The organism is Streptomyces sp. PL-29, assembly GCF_058344425.1.
Genome location: NZ_CP136996.1, coordinates 4895587 through 4912604, shown reverse-complemented (window position 1 = coordinate 4912604; position 17018 = coordinate 4895587). Strand labels below are relative to the sequence as shown.

Sequence of the window (17018 nt, the reverse complement as noted above, 5' to 3'; positions counted from 1 at the left end):
GGTCACTTCACGGCGGGGGCCGTCTCATCCCTCAGTCGCTCCTCCTGCCGGACCGCGCAGCGGAGTTCGGCCAGGAGAGCCAGGGCGACGGCCGTACCGAGCACCCCGGCCCCCGTGACGACCCCGTGCACCGGGAAGAACTCGGCGGCGACCCCGGCCAGAGCCATGCCTGCTCCCTGGAGGGTCATCAGGCCGGTGCTGAGCAGGGTCATCGCCCGGCCGCGCAACCCGTCGGGGACGGCGTCCACGTACCACTGGTCCAGCCCCAGGGTGTAGGCGTGGGCCAGCCCGGCGAGCAGCAGCGCGAGCAGGGCGACGGGCACGCCCGGCCGGCCGGCGTAGAGGAGGAACGGCAGCAGGCCGCCGGCGGCGAGCGGGGCGACGATCCGCGAACGCGTCCGCGCACTGAGCGCGGAGCCCGCCCAGAGCTCCCCGGCCAGGGTGCCGACGGGCATGGCGCACATCATCAGGCCGAGGACGCCGGTCCCGGCGCCGATGCCGTCGGCGTACGCGGCGAGCAGCGCCTCGGGGACGACGAGGAAGACGGGCGGAAGCCAGAACAACAGGGTGAGCGCCCGCAGCCGGCAACGCCCCAGGACGGCCCGCATCCCGGCGATCGCGGAGGTCCGGGCGTCTCCTCCGAGGAGGAGCTCGCGGTGATCCGGGCGGCCGACCCGGCCGCTGCGCGCGAGGACATCCGCAGGTCGTTGGCGTGCACGCCGGGCGCGCTCGACAGCGAGCCGGGCCGGGCCCTGCTCGCCGATCCGGCCCGGTCGGTACGGGAACTGGCCGACCTGCTGGAGCGGGGCTGGGGCGTACTGGTCGAGCCGCACTGGCCCCGACTGCGGGCCCTGCTGGAGGCGGACGTCCTCTTCCACACCCGCCGTCTGGCCGCCGGCGGGCTGGCGTCCCTCTTCGACGGCCTGCACCCTGATCTCTCCTGGGACCCCGCGTCTCTCACCCTCACCATCGAGCGGCCCAGCCACCACGACCGGGTGCTGGGCGGCCAGGGGCTGCTGCTCATGCCGAGCGCCTTCGTCTGGCCGCAGATCGCGGGCGGCTTCGACCCGCCCTGGCAGCCGACCGTCGTCTATCCGGCGCGCGGCATCGGCGCCCTGTGGACCCCGGCGGACCAGGACACACCGACCGCGCTGACCCGGCTGCTGGGCCGGGCCCGGGCGGACGTCCTGTGCGCGCTGGAGGAGCCGGCGTCCACGACCGCCCTGGCCCACCGCCTCGGCCTGGCCCCCTCCACCGTCTCGACCCACCTGGGGATCCTGCAGGCCGCAGGTTTGCTCATCTCCGTCCGCCGCGGGCACCAGGTCCTCTACGAACGCACCCCGCTGGCCATCGCCCTCACCACCGGGAGCGCCGCCGACTGACCGGCGCGGGCGGTGTCGCACGACCGAGCCGACGGACCGTCATGTCACCATATTCCGGTCATACATCCCTACTGCGTCACCGCCTCACCGCCTCACGGCCTGCCCCCGACCCTTCGTCGCGAGGAATCCGGATGCCACCCGTCGCTCCCAGGCCCGTCGCCGTCCTCGGCCTCCTCCTGCTCCTCGCCGCGGCCGCCGCCTGCACCACCGCGCCGGATCATGGGCCGCGCGGTCCCGCCGCCGGCCAAGCCGCCGGCCCCACGGCCACGGCCGCCCACGGCGAGTCCCCGTTCTGGGTGGACCCCGACAGCGAGGCCGCCCGGCAGGTCGCGGCCTGGGAGGCGACGGGCCGCTACGCCGACGCCCAGGTACTGCGCCGGATCGCGGACCGGCCGGTCGCCCTGTGGGGACGACCGGGCGATCCCGGACCCGGGATCCGCCGGGCCCGCGCGGCCGCGAAGGCCTCCGGGCGGACGCTGGTCCTGGCCGCGCACCACATCCCGCCCCGCGGCTGCGGGCAGCCGCCCGCGGGCGGCGCCGCCGACGCCCGCGCCTACCGCGACTGGATCGACGCGTTCGCCGATGCCATCGGCGACGCCCGGGCCCTCGTCGTGCTGGAGCCGCACGCCGTCGCGCACGCCGTCGACGGCTGCGTGCGCGCCGAGCACCGCGCCGAGCGCTACCGGCTGCTCTCCGAGGCCGTCGACCGGCTCAAGCGGAACCGCCACACGAAGGTCTATCTGGACGCCGGCGGGCCGACGTGGATCCGCGACCCGGCGGATCTCGCCGGCCCGCTCCGCCGCGCGGGCCTCGACCGTGCCGACGGCTTCGCCCTCAACGTCTCCGGCTTCCAGCCGGACGCGGCCGTACGGGCCTACGGCGCGAAGCTCTCCCGGGCGGTCGAGGGCCGGCACTTCGTCGTCGACACCGGCCGCAACGGCGAGGGGCCCCTGCCGGGTGACCGCGGACACGTTTCCTGCAACCCGCCGGGCCGCGCGCTCGGCACGCCGCCGACCGACCGGACCGGCGACCCGCTCGTGGACGCGTACCTCTGGGTGAAACGGCCCGGCGAGTCCGACGGAACCTGCCGCGGTGGCCCGGCGGCCGGCGCCTGGTGGTCCGAACAGGCCCTCGGCCTGGCCCGCCGGGCACGGGGCGCCTCGTAGGCCGTGTCCGCGGAGCAGCGCCGGGCGCACCCGGACGCCCGACGGCGACGCCGCGAGGTGCGGCCACCCCCCGTTCCCACGCTGCGAGCGATCGCTCAACAGTGAGCGCGGTCAGCCGGATTGGGGTCCGGGCGTGCGCGAGCGCCCCCGGCCGATCGGCCGGGGGTGCTCGTGGCGTGGGGCGGGAACGGGTCGTTCACCCCTGCGCGAGGTGACGCTCCACCGTCTCCACCTTCGAGGTGATCCCGTCGGTGACGCCGGGGCGGATGTCGGCCTTCAGGATGAAGGAGACACGGGGCGCCCGCTCCTCGACGGCGGCGACCGCGCGCCGGATCACGTCCATGACCTCGTTCCACTCACCTTCGACGGTGGTGAACATGGCGTCGGTGCGGTTCGGGAGCCCTGACTCGCGGACCACGCGGACGGCGTCGGCGACGTACTCGCCCACCTCTTCACCGACCCCGAGCGGGGTCACCGAGAACGCGACGATCACGCCCGGGCCGCCTCACGGGCACGGGCCGCGACCACGCTGTCGGCCTCTTCGCGCTTGAGCAGCTTGTCGCCGTAGAGGCCGCCCAGGGGCACCACCGAGAGGACGAAGAAGAACAGGGCCTTCTTGAACGGCCACTTCGCCTTGTACCACACGTCCAGCAGCAGCACCGAGTAGACCATGAACAGGAACGCGTGCAGCAGGCCCAGCGGCAGCAGCAGGTAGTCGATGTCCGAGACCCGGCTCAGCAGCGAGCCGAAGATCAGCAGGGCCGGGAACGACAGCGCCTCCGGGACGGAGACGAGGCGCAGGCGGTGCAGGGCGGAGGCGGTCTTGATGTCCACGTGGAACCTTCGGGGAGGGAGGCCGGGGTCGCCATCCAGTGTCTCAGCCGCTTTGCGGGATCTTGACCCGGCCCCTCCGCCGCGGCACGGGCCGGGCCGGACCGGGATCGCTCCCAAACGCCCGGGTGTGTCATATATCCGGCCACGGGACTCTGTTCGGGTCCGCCCCCTGCCGATAACGTCTTCCCGTGGCTCAGTTCCGACTCCAAGGCAGCAAGGTGCTGGCCGTCGACCTGACCGGGGACGCCGTGAAAGCGAAGAACGGCTCCATGGTCGCGTACGACGGGCAGATGGCCTTCAAGAAGATGACCGGCGGTGGCGAAGGCCTCCGCGGCATGGTGACCCGCCGGCTGACCGGCGAACAGATGACGGTGATGGAGGTACAGGGGCACGGCACCTGCTTCTTCGCCGACCGCGCAAGTGAGATCAATCTGGTCAATCTGCACGGTGAAAAGCTCCACGTCGAGTCCAGCAACCTGCTGTGCACGGACGCCGGCCTGCGCACCGGCACCACGTTCACCGGTCTGCGCGGCGCCTCGACGGGCAACGGTCTGTTCACCACGACGGTGGAGGGCTCGGGGCAGGCCGCGATCATCTCCGACGGCCCGGCCGTGGTGCTGCGCGTGAGCGCCCAGTACCCGCTGTCCGTCGACCCGGGGGCGTACATCGCGCACACCGGCAACCTCCAGCAGTCCTTCCAGTCCGGCGTGACCTTCCGCACGCTGATCGGCGAGGGCTCCGGCGAGGCGTTCCAGATCCGCTTCGAGGGCGAGGGCCTGGTCTACGTGCAGCCGAGCGAACGCAACACCGTCGGGGGCGATCTCTGATGCCGTTCCGCGAGATCAACTCGAAGATGGTCGAGGCCCAGGTCGTCCCGGGTCAGAAGATGTTCAGCCAGCGCGGCGCGATGCTCGCCTACCGCGGCGACGTCTCCTTCACCCCGAGCATGACGGGCGGTCAGGGCGGCGTCATGGGCATGATCGGGCGCCGCGTGGCCAACGAGCAGACCCCGCTGATGGCGGTCGAGGGCAGCGGGACCGTGATGTTCGGGCACGGCGGCCACCACATCCAGGTGATCAATCTGACCGGCGAAACCCTCTACGTGGAGGCCGACCGGCTGCTCGCCTTCGACGGCACCCTCCAGCAGGGCACGATGTTCATGGGGTCGCAGGGCGGGGTCATGGGCATGGTCCGCGGCCAGGTGACCGGACAGGGCCTCTTCACCACCACCCTCAAGGGCCACGGCTCGGTCGCCGTGATGGCCCACGGCGGGGTCATGGAACTCCCGATCACCGCGAACCGGCCGGTCCACGTGGACCCGCAGGCGTACGTGGCCCACCACGGGGACGTCAGGAACAAGCTCTCCACCGCCCTCGGCTGGCGGGACATGGTGGGGCGCGGCTCGGGCGAGGCGTTCCAGCTGGAACTGTCTGGCCAGGGCGCGGTGTACGTACAGGCCTCCGAGGAGAAGCTGTGAACTTTGGCCCCGTGATGGGCGGGCCCGGTGGCCCGACGGTCTTCGACCCGTACACGCTGCCGTCGGACGACAACGTGAACGCCTACACCTTCTGCGTGGAGCTCAAGGGGAGCCAGTGGTTCCTGCAGAAGGGCAAGATGATCTCGTACTACGGGCGCATCGAGTTCAACGGCATCGGCAACGGGCGCTTCGACCGCCTGCTGCGCACCAGTTTCCACTCCCCGCTGCACGCCAGCGACTGGGTGGTCGCCGAGGGTCAGGGCAAGATGCTGCTGGCCGACCGGGCGTTCGATGTGAACTCGTACGACCTGGACGACGGGAACCTGACGATCCGCTCGGGCAACCTGCTCGCCTACCAGCCCTCGCTCGCCCTGAAGCAGTCGATCGTCCCGGGCTTCCTGACACTGATCGGGACCGGGAAGTTCGTGGCGGCTTCCAACGGGCCGGTGGTGTTTATGGAGCCGCCGCTGCGCGTGGACCCGCAGGCGCTCGTCGGATGGGCGGACTGCCCGTCTCCCTGTCACCATTACGATCACGGCTACATGTCCGGCGTGATGGGCGGACTGCGCTCGCTGACCGGCATCGGGGGAACCTCGGGCGAGGAGCACCAGTTCGAGTTCGTCGGAGCGGGGACGGTGCTGCTGCAGTCCTCGGAGATGCTGATGGCGGAGCAGTCGGTCGGCACGGTGGGTGCCGGGGCGGCCACGGGCAACGCACAGGGCGTGCCGGGGGCCGGCCAGGGACCCCTGGGGCAGGTGGGTGTGCCGAGGATGCCGGGACAGCTGGGTGATCTCCAGCGGCGCCTGGGACTGTAACGGCGGGGACTTTCGACCTTTGTACGCAATTCAACTTTTTAGGTAGAGTTCATTCATGGAGACCATGGAGACCGAGACGGCAACGCGCTGGCTCACCGACGCGGAGCAGTGCGCCTGGCGCACTCACCTGGACGTCAGCAGGCTGCTCATGCACCAGCTGGAAAAGGATCTCCAGCCCTTCGGACTCACCAACAACGACTACGAGATCCTCGTGAACCTCTCGGAGTCGCAGGAGCACCGGATGCGCATGAGCGATCTCGCGACCGCGACCCTGCAGTCCAAGAGCCGGCTCTCGCACCAGATCACGCGCATGGAGACGGCGGGCCTGGTCCGCCGGGTCAACTGCGAGTCCGACCGCCGCGGCCTGTACGCGGTGCTCACGGACGAGGGCATGGAGACGATGCGGAAGGTCGCCCCGCACCACGTGGCGTCCGTCCGCCGGCACTTCATCGACCTGCTGCCGCCGGAGGCCCTGGCGGCGCTGCGCACCTCCCTGACCCCGGTCGCGGAGCACCTGCGCGGCACCCGCGGCAAGGTCTGAGCCGGTCCAGGTCGGTCCGGGCGCCCGGATCGCCCCGCCCGGCAGCGGGCGGGGCGATCCGCCCGCTGCCCGGCCGGGGCCGTCAGGCCTCCGTCAGGGTCGCCAGGAGGGCGTCGGCCGCCGCGTACGGATCCAGCTCGCCCTCGGCGACCCGGGCGGCCAGCGCGCCGAGGTGCGCGTCCCCGTGCACGTCGGCCATCCGCGCCCGCAGCGCCGTGACGGCGATCGTCTCGACCTCCCGGGCGGCCCGCGCAGCCCGCCGCTCGGCGAGCACGCCGCGCTCGTCCATCCACGCCCGGTGCTTCTCCAACGCCTCGACGACCTCGTCGATGCCCTGCCCGCGGGCCGCCACCGTCTTCACGATCGGCGGCCGCCAGTCGTCCCGGCCGCGCGCCTCGCCCAGCCCCAGCATGTGGTTCAGCTCGCGGGCGGTGGCGTCCGCGCCGTCCCGGTCGGCCTTGTTGACCACGTACACGTCGCCGATCTCCAGGATGCCCGCCTTGGCAGCCTGGATCCCGTCGCCCATCCCCGGAGCCAGCAGCACCACCGAGGTGTCCGCCTGCGAGGCGATCTCCACCTCCGACTGCCCGACGCCGACCGTCTCGACCAGGATCACGTCGCAGCCGGCCGCGTCCAGCACCCGGATCGCCTGCGGGGCGGCCCAGGCGAGACCGCCCAGGTGGCCGCGGGTGGCCATGGAGCGGATGTAGACCCCCGGGTCCGAGGCGTGGTCCGACATCCGCACCCGGTCGCCGAGCAGCGCCCCGCCGGAGAAGGGCGAGGACGGGTCCACGGCGAGGACGCCCACGCGCTTGCCGGTCCTGCGGTACGCCGACACCAGCGCGGACGTCGAGGTCGACTTGCCCACGCCCGGCGATCCCGTCAGGCCCACCACGTACGCCCCGCCCGTCAGCGGGGCCAGCGCGGCCATCACCTCACGCAGCTGCGGGGACGCCCCCTCGACCAGCGAGATCAACCGGGCCACCGCTCTCGGCCGGCCCTCCCGCGCCTGGGCCACCAGCTGGGGGACGTCCACCGTCATGCGTGCTGCGCTCCTCGGTTCTCGTACGGGATACGTGCGGGCCGCCGGGCCCGGTTCCGGCCCGGCGGCCGGGCCGCTTACTCGGCGACTACTTGGCGACGCGGACGATCAGCGCGTCACCCTGGCCGCCGCCGCCGCACAGCGCGGCCGCGCCGACCCCGCCGCCGCGGCGCTTGAGCTCCAGCGCCAGGTGCAGCACCACGCGGGCCCCGGACATGCCGATCGGGTGGCCCAGGGCGATCGCACCGCCGTTGACGTTCACCTTTTCCGGGGTCACGCCCAGATCCTTCATTGACTGCACGGCGACCGCCGCGAAGGCCTCGTTGATCTCGATGAGGTCCAGGTCGGAAACCTCCAGACCCTCCTTCTTCAGGGCGTGCAGGATCGCGTTCGACGGCTGCGACTGGAGGGAGTTGTCCGGGCCCGCCACATTGCCGTGGGCGCCGATCTCCGCGATCCACTCCAGGCCGAGCTCCTCGGCCTTCGCCCTGCTCATCACGACCACGGCGGCCGCGCCGTCGCTGATCTGCGAGGAGGTGCCGGCGGTGATCGTGCCGTCCTTGGCGAAGGCGGGCCGCAGCTTGCCGAGCGACTCCACCGTGGTCTCGGGGCGGATGCCCTCGTCGGTGGAGAAGATCACCGGGTCGCCCTTGCGCTGCGGGATCTCGACCGGGGTGATCTCCGCCTCGAAGACGCCGTTCTTCTGGGCGGCGGCCGCACGCTGGTGGGAGGCGGCGGCGAACGCGTCCTGCGGGCCGCGCTCGATGCCCAGGCGGGTGTTGTGCTTCTCGGTGGACTCGCCCATCGCGATGTTCTCGAAGGCGTCGGTGAGGCCGTCGTAGGCCATCGCGTCCAGCATCTCGATCGCGCCGTACTTGTAGCCCTCGCGGGACTTCGGCAGCAGGTGCGGGGCGTTGGTCATCGACTCCTGGCCGCCCGCGACGACGATGTCGAACTCGCCGGCGCGGATCAGCTGGTCGGCCAGCGCGATCGCGTCCAGGCCGGACAGGCACACCTTGTTGATGGTCAGGGCCGGCACGTTCATCGGGATGCCGGCCTTGACCGCCGCCTGGCGGGCGGGGATCTGACCCGCGCCGGCCTGGAGCACCTGGCCCATGATCACGTACTGGACCTGGTCGCCGGAGATCCCGGCCCGCTCCAGCGCGGACTTGATGGCGAAGCCGCCGAGGTCGGCGCCCGAGAAGGACTTCAGCGAGCCGAGCAGCCGCCCCATGGGCGTGCGGGCCCCGGCGACGATCACGGAGGTGGTGTTGTTCGATCCGGACATGAGGCACAGCCCCTTGGATGAGGAGTGAACGAGGGTTTACGTGAATGTACTGGGCGGTACCGCAGCGGTCACCGGGCTGCCGGTGTGATCGCGCGCACGTTGCGTGACCGCCCCCTTCAGGAGTGCACTGTCCCCATGCTGACAAGAATCGACCACATCGGGATCGCCTGCTTCGACCTGGACAAGACTGTCGAGTTCTACCGTGCCACGTACGGCTTCGAGGTGTTCCACACCGAGGTCAACGAGGAGCAGGGCGTCCGCGAGGCCATGTTGAAGATCAACGAAACCTCCGACGGCGGCGCCTCCTACATCCAGCTCCTGGAGCCCACCCGCGAGGACTCCGCCGTGGGCAAGTGGCTCGCCAAGAACGGCGAGGGCGTGCACCACATCGCCTTCGGCACCGAGGACGTCCGGGGCGACTCGGAGGCCATCCGCGGCAAGGGCGTCCGCGTGCTCTACGACCAGCCCCGCACCGGTTCGATGGGCTCCTCGATCACCTTCCTGCACCCCAAGGACTGCCACGGAGTCCTCACCGAACTGGTCACCTCCGGCCCCGACCATTGATGGACCACTGATGGCCCGATTCCCCGGCCGGTAGAGTGGCCATGGCTCGGCCGGGGTTCGGTGCGGAGAGGGTCGGGGCCTGTGACCCCTGCCCCGGTATCTGACACCATTCCCCCGGGGGCGTCGTTCAGCGGGCGAGCGATGCTCATTGGGAGTGAGCTTGCGACCAGGGGACGGATGGGACCGCGCTGTGCGGGGCTACGAAAGCCAGGAGAGCCATCAGGCCGAGGCCGACCATCTCTCGCGCTTCGAGGCCGAGATGGAGCGGCTGAAGAAGGAGCGCGGGAAGGCCGTCCAGCACGCTGAGGACCTGGGCTACCAGGTCGAGGTGCTGCGCGCCAAGCTCCACGAGGTACGCCGGGCCCTCGCGTCCCGCCCTGCCTACGACGGCGCGGACATGGGCTATCAGGCGGAGCAGTTGCTCCGCAACGCCCAGATCCAGGCCGACCAGATGCGCTCCGACGCCGAGCGCGAGCTGCGCGACGCACGGGCGCAGACCCAGCGCATCCTCCAGGAGCACGCCGAGCACCAGGCGCGCCTGCAGGCCGAGCTGCACACCGAGGCCGTCAACCGCCGCCAGCGGCTGGACCAGGAACTCAACGAGCGCCGCCAGACCGTCGAGGCGCACGTCAACGAGAACGTGGCCTGGGCAGAACAGCTGCGCGCCCGTACCGAGGCCCAGGCTCGCCGCCTGATGGAGGAGTCCCGCGCCGAGGCCGAGCAGTCCCTGAACGCGGCGCGCGCCGAGGCCGCCCGGGTCGCCGAAGAGACCCGGCGCCGGATGACCGCCGATGCCGACGCCGCCCGCGCGGAGGCCGAGTCCACGCTGCTGCGCGCCCGCAAGGAGGCCGAGCGACTGCTGACCGCCGCCTCCACCCAGGCGCAGGAGGCCACCCAGCACGCCGAGCGGCTGCGCTCCACCACCTCCGCCGAGGCGGAGCAGACCCGGCAGCAGACCCTGGACCTCGGCCGCATCGCCGAATCCCGGGTGCAGGAGGCCGAGTCCGCGCTGCGCGAGGCGCGTGCCGAGGCCGAGAAGGTCCTCGCGGAGGCCAAGGAGAGCGCCTCGCGCCAGCTCGCGTCGGCGGAGTCGGTCAACGAACAGCGCACCCGCACCGCCAAGGAGCAGGTCGCCCGGCTGGTCGGCCAGGCCACCAAGGAGGCCGACCTCCTCAAGGCCGAGGCCGAGCAGCTCCTGGCCGACGCCCGCGCGGACGCCGAGCGGCAGCGCACCGAGGCCGGAGAGCAGGCCCGTACGGCCGCTGCCGAGGACATGGCCGCACAGCTGGCGAAGGCCGCCCGTACGGCGGAGGACGTCCTGAACAAGGCCTCGGAGGACGCCCGGGCCACCACCCGGGCCGCGTCCGAGGAGGCCGAACGGATCCGCCGCGAGGCCGAGGCCGAGGCCGACCGGCTGCGCCTGCAGGCCGCGGCAACGGCGGACGAGCTCAAGGGCGCCGCGAAGGACGACACCGAGGAGTACCGCGCCCGGACCGTCGAGCTGCAGGAGGAGGCCCGTCGACTGCGGGGCGAGGCCGAGCAGCTGCGCGCGGAGGCCGTCGCCGAGGGCGAGCGGATCCGCGGCGAGGCCCGCCGCGAGGCGGTCCAGCAGATCGAGGAGGCGGCCAAGACCGCCGAGGAACTGCTCGGCAAGGCCAAGTCCGACGCGGACGAACTGCGCGCCGGGGCGACCACCGAGAGCGAGCGGGTCCGCGCCGAGGCCGTCGAGCGGGCCGGCACCCTGCGCAGGCAGGCCGAGGAGACGCTGGAGCGCACCCGCGCCGAGGCCGAGCGGATCCGCGGCGAGGCCGAGGAGCAGGCCGAGTCGGTCCGCGCCGAGGCGGACGCTGCGGCCCTCGCACGGCGCGAGGAGACCGAGCAGGCTCTGGCCGCGAAGCGGGCCGAGGCCGACGAGGAGCTCGTACGGCTGCACACGGAGGCCGAGAGCCGGCTGACCACGGCCGAGCAGACGCTGCGCGACGCCCGCGCGGCGGCGGAGACCATCCGCCGCGAGACGACCGAGGAGAACGACCGGCTGCGCGCCGAGTCGGCCGAGCGCATCCGCACCCTGCAGGCGCAGTCCGAGGCGGAGGCCGACGAGCTGCGCACCGAGGCGGCGCAGGACGCCGGCCGAGTACGTGCCGAGGCCGAGCAGGTCGCCGTACGGCTGCGCGGTGAGGCCGAGACCGAGGCCGAGCGCGTGCGCTCCGAGGCCCAGGAGACCGCGGACCGGCTGCGCGCCGAGGCGAAGGCCGCGGCGGAGCGGGTCGCCGAGGAAGCCGCCGAGGCGCTGGCCGCCGCGCAGGAGGAGGCCGCCCGGCGCCGCCGGGAGGCCGAAGAGACCCTGGCGTCGGCCCGGACCGACGCCGACCAGGAGCGGGCGCAGGCCCGCGAGCAGAGCGAGGAGCTGCTGGCCGCGGCCCGGCGCCGGTCGGAGGAGGCGCAGGCGGAGGCGGCCCGCCTGACCGAGGAGGCCGAGCGCCGCGCGTCGGAGCTGGTGTCGGCGGCCGAGGCCACGGCCCAGCAGATGCGCGACTCCGTGGCCGGACTGCACGAACAGGCCGAGGAGGAGATCTCCGGGCTGCGCAGCGCCGCCGAGCACGTGGCGGAGCGGACGAAGGCGGAGGCCGAGGAAGAGGCGGCCCGGGTCCGCGCCGACGCCCACGCGGAGCGGGAGCGGGCCGCCGAGGACGCCCACCGGATCCGCACCGAGGCGCGCACCGAGACGGACGCGGCGAAGGCGCTGGCGGAGCGGACCGTCGGCGAGGCGATCGCCGAGGCGGAGCAGCTGCGCACCGACACCGCGGAGTACGCGCAGCGGGTGCGTACCGAGGCCACGGACGCGCTGGCCGCGTCCGAGCGCGACGCCGCCCGTACCCGGGCCGACGCCCGCGACGACGCCAACCGCATCCGTGGGGAGGCGGCGGAGGCCCTGGAGGCCTCGCGCGCCGAGGGCGTCCGGATCGTCGCCGACGCTTCGGCGGAGGCCGAGCGGATCACCGAGGAGACCCGCGCCGCGAACGCGGCCACGGTCAGCGAGGCCGAGGCGGAGGCGGAGCGGCTGACCGCCGAGGCGGCGGAGGCCGCCGAGGCCACCCGCGCTGAGGCCGCGGCCGCGCTGGACGAGGCGCGGGCCGAGGGCAACCGGCTGCGCACCGAGGCCGCGGAGCAGGTCGACCGGCTCATCACCGAGGCCTCGGCGGAGGCGGAGCGCCTCGTCGAGGAGACCCGCGCCGCGAACGCGGCCACCGTGGGCGAGGCGGCGGCGGAGGCCGAGCGCCTCACCACCCAGGCGGCACGCCTGAAGTCGCAGGCGGCCGAGACGCTGGCGGGCGCCGAGCGGGACGCCGCGAAGATCATGGTCGACTCGCGCGCCGAGGGCGACCGGCTCATCGACGAGACCCGGGTGGCCAACGAGGCCACCGTCGGAGAGGCCGCGGCCGAGGCCGAGCGGCTGCGCGCCGACGCGGCCCGCGTCCTGGACGACGCCCGTGCGGAGGGCGGCCGGATCATCGGCGAGGCCACCGCGGAGGCGGACCGGGTCACGGCCGCGGCGGGCGAGACCCTGGCCGGTGCCGAGCGCGACGCCGAGCAGACGCTGGACGAGGCACGCGCCGAGGCGAACCGGCTGCGCAGCGAGGCGGCCGAGCAGGCGGACCGGCTCATCACCGAGGCGGCGGCCGAGGCGGACAAGCTCACCGAGCAGACCCGCAAGGACAACGAGCGCACGGTCGGCGAGGCGTCGTCCGAGGCGGAGCGGCTGCGCGCCGAGGCCGCGGAGGCACTGTCCTCGGCGCAGGAGCACGCGACGCGTACCCGGTCGGAGTCCGAGCGGGTCGAGGCGGAGGCCGCCGCCGCGGCGGAACGCACCCGGGCGGAGGCCCGTGCGGAGTCCGAGCGGCTGCTGGACGAGGCCCGCGAGGAGGCCAACAAGCGGCGCAGCGAGGCCGCCGAGCAGGTCGACCGGCTGATCACCGAGGCGGCCGCGGAGGCCGACAGCCTCACCGTCGAGGCGCAGAAGCAGGCCCTCGCCGCCACGACGGCGGCCGAGGAGCAGGCCGACGCCATGGTCGACGCGGCCCGCAAGGAGGCGGCGCGCATCACCTCGGAGGCGACCGTCGAGGGCAACTCCTTGGTGGAAAAGGCCCGTACCGATGCCAACGAGCTGCTGGTCGGAGCGCGCACGGACGCCGCCGCCATAAGGGAACGGGCGGAGGAGCTGCGCGGCCGCGTCGAGGGCGAGGTCGAAGAGCTCCACGAGCGGGCCCGCCGGGAGTCGGCCGAGCAGATGAAGTCGGCCGGCGAGCGCGTGGACAAGCTGGTGCGTGCGGCGACCGAGCAGAGCGTCGAGGCCGAGGCGAAGGCCAAGGAGCTGCTGTCGGACGCGAGCAGCGAGGCGAGCAAGGTGCGCATCGCGGCGGTCCGCAAGGCGGAGGCCCTGCTCAAGGAGGCCGAGCAGAAGAAGGCCGAGCTGGCGCGCGTGGCCGAGAAGGCACTGGCCGAGGCCAAGGCGGAGGCCGAGCGCCTCGTCGAGGAGGGCCGCCGCGAGCTGGAGGTCCTCGTCCGCAGGCGGCAGGACATTCAGGGAGAGATCTCCCGTGTCCAGGACGTGCTTGAGGCGTTGGAATCATTCGAGGCGCCTTCGGGTGGCGGGAAGCCCGCGGTCGGCGGCCAGGGCGCGGGGGGTGCCAGGGCCGGAGTCTCGGCAGGTTCCACTCGTTCGGGTGGCAAGTCGTCGGAGGGGTAGCCAAGCGGTCCGAGATGTGCGCACCTGATGAGGGTTCAGGCGAACGAGTGACAAGCATTCCGCCGCCTTGCCACTCAAAAGGGGTGTCATTGTCCAGATCAAACGCGGATTGACTCGATGACACGCCGTCTGGGCGCCTAGGATTCCCCTAACACCTCACGTAGCACCTCATCGGTCTCATTCGACAGGAACCCCATGAGCGACACTTCCTCCCCCTTCGGCTTCGAGCTCGTGCGGCGTGGTTATGACCGCGGTCAGGTGGACGACCGCATTACCAAGCTGGTCTCCGACCGCGACAGCGCCCTTGGACGTATCAACTCTCTGGAAAAGCGGATCGAGGAGCTGCACCTCGAGACGCAGAACGCCCAGGCCCAGGTGAACGACGCGGAGCCGTCGTACGCGGGTCTCGGCGCCCGGGTCGAGAAGATCCTGCGGCTGGCCGAGGAGGAGGCGAAGGACCTGCGCGAGGAGGCCCGTCGCGCGGCCGAGCAGCACCGTGAGCTCGCCGAATCGGCCGCCCAGCAGGTGCGCAACGACGCCGAGTCGTTCGCGGCCGACCGCAAGTCGAAGGCGGAGGACGAGGGCGTCCGCATCGTCGAAAAGGCCAAGGGCGACGCGGCCACCCTGCGCGCCGAGGCCCAGAAGGACGCGGCCTCCAAGCGCGAGGAGGCCGACGCCCTGTTCGAGGAGACCCGCGCCAAGGCCGCACAGGCCGCCGCGGACTTCGAGACCAACCTGGCCAAGCGCCGTGAGCAGTCCGAGCGCGACCTGGCCTCCCGCCAGGCCAAGGCCGAGAAGCGCCTGGCGGAGATCGAGCACCGGGCCGAGCAGCTGCGCCTGGAGGCCGAGAAGCTGCGTACGGACGCCGAGCGCCGGGCCCGCCAGACCGTGGAGACCGCGCAGCGCCAGGCCGAGGACATCGTGGCCGACGCCAACGCCAAGGCCGACCGCATCCGCAGCGAGTCCGAGCGCGAGCTGGCCGCGCTCACCAACCGCCGCGACTCGATCAACGCGCAGCTGACCAACGTCCGCGAGATGCTGGCCACGCTGACCGGTGCGGCCGTCGCCGCGGCCAACCCGATCGTGGACGACGAGCCGGTCAGCCGCGGCGTTCCGGCGCAGCAGAGCCGCTAGCCACCGGGCATGACCCGCAGGTAGCGATCGAGCCTGATCGAGGGCCCTATGTCACCCGTTCGAGGTGGCGTAGGGCCCTCGGGCGTTCTAGCGTGGCGACATGATCGAACTCGATGGCCTCACGAAACGGTTCGGCACGAAGACCGCAGTCAACAGCCTCAGCTTCCAGGTCAGGCCAGGGGTGGTGACCGGCTTCCTCGGCCCCAACGGGGCGGGCAAGTCCACGACGATGCGCATGATGCTCGACCTCGACAACCCGACCGCGGGCACGGTCCGGATCCTCGGCAAGCGCTACCGGGAACTGCGGGAACCGCTCAAGCACGTCGGGGCGCTGCTGGACGCGAAGGCGATGCACGGCGGCCGCACCGCGTACAACAACCTTCTCTGCCTGGCCCAGTCGAACGGCATCCCGCAGCGCCGGGTCACCGAGGTGCTGGACCTGGTCGGACTGACGCCGGCGGCCAGGAAGAAGTCCAAAGGTTTTTCGCTGGGCATGGGCCAACGGCTCGGGATCGCCGCCGCATTGCTGGGCGATCCGCAGATCCTCATGTTCGACGAGCCCGTCAACGGCCTGGATCCCGAAGGAATTCTCTGGATCCGCAATCTGATGAAGGGCCTGGCGGCAGAAGGGAGAACGATCTTCGTGTCCTCCCATCTGATGAGCGAAATGGCCCTGACCGCCGACCATTTGATCGTCATCGGCCAAGGAAGGCTGCTGGCCGATACCTCTATGGCTGATTTCATTCACCAGAACTCCCGCAGCTACGTCCGGATGCGCTCGCCGCAGCAGGAGCGGCTCAAGGACGTCCTGCACGAGGCCGGGATCGACGCCGTCGACGTCCCCGCCGGCGGCACCCTGGAGATCGACGGCGCGAGCGCTGAGCAGCTCGGGGAGCTGGCCGCCCGGCACCAGATCGTGCTGCACGAGCTCAGCCCGCAACGAGCATCACTGGAGGAAGCGTTCATGCGCATGACGGCGGACTCGGTCGAATACCACTCCCACGCACCGGGAGCACCCGGCCCGGCCACCGACAACCCGGCCCGGCCGGCCGACGTCCCCGCCTGGGGCGCCGGTTTCGACACCGCAGACTCCACGCGCAAGGGCGGGCGGTGACCATGGCCTTCTCCGCCGTCCTCACGTCCGAGTGGACCAAGATCCGCACCGTGGCCTCCACCAGCTGGACGCTCGCCACCGCGCTCCTGGTGACCGTCGCCATGGGCGCCGGTCTGTGCGCCGTGGTCAACGCGACCTTCGACACCATGCCGGAGCCGCAGCAGATCGCCTTCGACCCCACCCAGATGAGCTTCTCCGGAATGCTCCTCGGCCAGGTGGCGGTGCTCGTCTTCGGGGCCATGGTGGTCGGCAGCGAATACAGCACCGGCATGATCCGCAGTTCCCTGGCCGCCGTGCCGAACCGCGGCTCCCTGCTGCTGGGGAAGCTCACCGTGGCCACCGGCCTCGCACTGGTGGTCGGCATCGCGACCGGATTCCTGTCCTTCTTCCTCGGCCAGACCCTCCTCGGCGAGCACAGCACCACGCTCGGTGAGGAGAACGTGCTGCGCGCCGTGATCGGCGTCGGCCTGTACATGGCGCTGCTCGCGGTGTTCGCGATGGGTGTGTCGATGATGCTGCGCAACACCGCCGCCGCGATCTCGATCCTGATCAGCTTCGTCCTGATCCTGCCCATCGTCCTCAGCCTGGTGGACGCCACCCACAAGATCGCCTACTACCTGCCCAACCAGGCCGGGTCCGCGATCATGCAGACCGTGTCCTCCCCCGCCGTCTCCTCTGACGCGCCCTACGGCCCGTGGGGCGGGCTCGGGATCATGCTCCTGTGGGCGGCCGCCTCGGTACTCGGTGGCTACCTCGTCCTCAGCAGGAGGGACGCCTGACGGCCGGCCCCCTCCGGAAGGACTACGGGGCATCCCAGGGTCGGCCTCGGGGGCGGGTCAGGGATCCGGCCCGGGACGGAACCGTAGGAAGCTCGCTATCCTCTTAACCCTTACACGGGCGAGAGTCGTCCCGGC

General features: G+C 72.3%; 14 protein-coding genes and 2 pseudogenes. 11 read left to right on the top strand and 5 right to left on the bottom strand.

What is annotated here, in order from left to right; translation table 11 throughout:
• Window positions 1-2: 2 nt before the first annotated feature.
• Window positions 3-695 (bottom strand): annotated as a pseudogene (locus R4Z63_RS22810) (MFS transporter); the annotation flags it as partial.
• Between R4Z63_RS22810 and R4Z63_RS22805 the strand changes: the two are divergent.
• Together R4Z63_RS22805 and R4Z63_RS22800 are read left to right on the top strand one after the other, a co-directional pair.
• Window positions 624-1382, top strand: a pseudogene (locus R4Z63_RS22805) (ArsR/SmtB family transcription factor); the annotation flags it as partial. The pseudogenes R4Z63_RS22810 and R4Z63_RS22805 sit on opposite strands and share 72 nt — an antisense overlap.
• Window positions 1383-1513: 131 nt before the next feature.
• The gene (locus R4Z63_RS22800) at window positions 1514-2548 is read left to right on the top strand and encodes a glycoside hydrolase family 6 protein (RefSeq protein WP_384445522.1); all 1035 of its coding nucleotides are present in this window, start codon (window positions 1514-1516) and stop codon (window positions 2546-2548) included.
• A 196-nt stretch (window positions 2549-2744) separates the two neighbouring features.
• On the opposite strand, the gene R4Z63_RS22795 is transcribed toward R4Z63_RS22800, so the two are convergent.
• Both R4Z63_RS22795 and R4Z63_RS22790 read right to left on the bottom strand, forming a co-directional pair.
• On the bottom strand, window positions 2745-3041 hold the full coding sequence (locus R4Z63_RS22795; protein ID WP_384445520.1) for an MTH1187 family thiamine-binding protein: 297 nt from the start codon (window positions 3039-3041) through the stop codon (window positions 2745-2747).
• Entirely contained in the window at window positions 3038-3382 is a 345-nt protein-coding gene (locus R4Z63_RS22790) for a DUF3817 domain-containing protein (RefSeq protein WP_037927996.1), read from the bottom strand. Before R4Z63_RS22790 ends, R4Z63_RS22795 begins: the two co-directional genes overlap by 4 nt.
• A gap of 188 nt (window positions 3383-3570) precedes the next feature.
• Between R4Z63_RS22790 and R4Z63_RS22785 the strand changes: the two genes are divergently transcribed.
• From R4Z63_RS22785 to R4Z63_RS22770, 4 genes are all read left to right on the top strand, one after another.
• Window positions 3571-4209, top strand: coding sequence for an AIM24 family protein (locus tag R4Z63_RS22785; RefSeq protein WP_037927992.1), 639 nt, complete (start codon window positions 3571-3573; stop codon window positions 4207-4209).
• A complete protein-coding gene (locus R4Z63_RS22780) occupies window positions 4209-4859 on the top strand; it encodes an AIM24 family protein (protein WP_037927990.1) in 651 nt (216 codons plus the stop codon). The genes R4Z63_RS22785 and R4Z63_RS22780 overlap by 1 nt, the downstream gene beginning before the upstream one ends.
• A 14-nt stretch (window positions 4860-4873) precedes the next feature.
• On the top strand, window positions 4874-5674 hold the full coding sequence (locus tag R4Z63_RS22775; RefSeq protein ID WP_384445614.1) for an AIM24 family protein: 801 nt from the start codon (window positions 4874-4876) through the stop codon (window positions 5672-5674).
• A 64-nt stretch (window positions 5675-5738) separates the two neighbouring features.
• Window positions 5739-6215, top strand: a complete 477-nt coding sequence (locus tag R4Z63_RS22770; RefSeq protein ID WP_037928634.1) for a MarR family winged helix-turn-helix transcriptional regulator — start codon at window positions 5739-5741, stop codon at window positions 6213-6215.
• Between the two features lie 82 nt (window positions 6216-6297).
• Here the strand turns inward: R4Z63_RS22770 and meaB are convergent, their stop codons facing one another.
• Both meaB and R4Z63_RS22760 read right to left on the bottom strand, forming a co-directional pair.
• A complete protein-coding gene (gene meaB, locus R4Z63_RS22765) occupies window positions 6298-7257 on the bottom strand; it encodes a methylmalonyl Co-A mutase-associated GTPase MeaB (protein WP_037927986.1) in 960 nt (319 codons plus the stop codon).
• Window positions 7258-7345: 88 nt separating this feature from the next.
• The gene (locus R4Z63_RS22760; protein ID WP_037927984.1) at window positions 7346-8545 is read right to left on the bottom strand and encodes an acetyl-CoA C-acetyltransferase; all 1200 of its coding nucleotides are present in this window, start codon (window positions 8543-8545) and stop codon (window positions 7346-7348) included.
• A 135-nt stretch (window positions 8546-8680) separates the two neighbouring features.
• Between R4Z63_RS22760 and mce the strand changes: the two genes are divergently transcribed.
• The 5 genes from mce to R4Z63_RS22735 all read left to right on the top strand — a co-directional run bounded on the left by mce (window position 8681) and on the right by R4Z63_RS22735 (window position 16883).
• Window positions 8681-9109 (top strand): methylmalonyl-CoA epimerase, encoded by a 429-nt coding sequence (gene mce, locus R4Z63_RS22755; protein WP_031148310.1) that lies wholly within the window; start codon window positions 8681-8683, stop codon window positions 9107-9109.
• A gap of 190 nt (window positions 9110-9299) precedes the next feature.
• Entirely contained in the window at window positions 9300-13856 is a 4557-nt protein-coding gene (gene scy, locus R4Z63_RS22750) for a polarized growth protein Scy (RefSeq protein ID WP_384445516.1), read from the top strand.
• Window positions 13857-14051: 195 nt separating this feature from the next.
• Entirely contained in the window at window positions 14052-14990 is a 939-nt protein-coding gene (locus tag R4Z63_RS22745; RefSeq protein WP_037927975.1) for a coiled-coil domain-containing protein, read from the top strand.
• 100 nt (window positions 14991-15090) lie between these two features.
• Window positions 15091-16104, top strand: coding sequence for an ABC transporter ATP-binding protein (locus tag R4Z63_RS22740; RefSeq protein ID WP_384445514.1), 1014 nt, complete (start codon window positions 15091-15093; stop codon window positions 16102-16104).
• A 2-nt stretch (window positions 16105-16106) separates the two neighbouring features.
• A complete protein-coding gene (locus R4Z63_RS22735; RefSeq protein WP_384445612.1) occupies window positions 16107-16883 on the top strand; it encodes an ABC transporter permease in 777 nt (258 codons plus the stop codon).
• The last annotated feature ends 135 nt before the right edge of the window (window positions 16884-17018 follow it).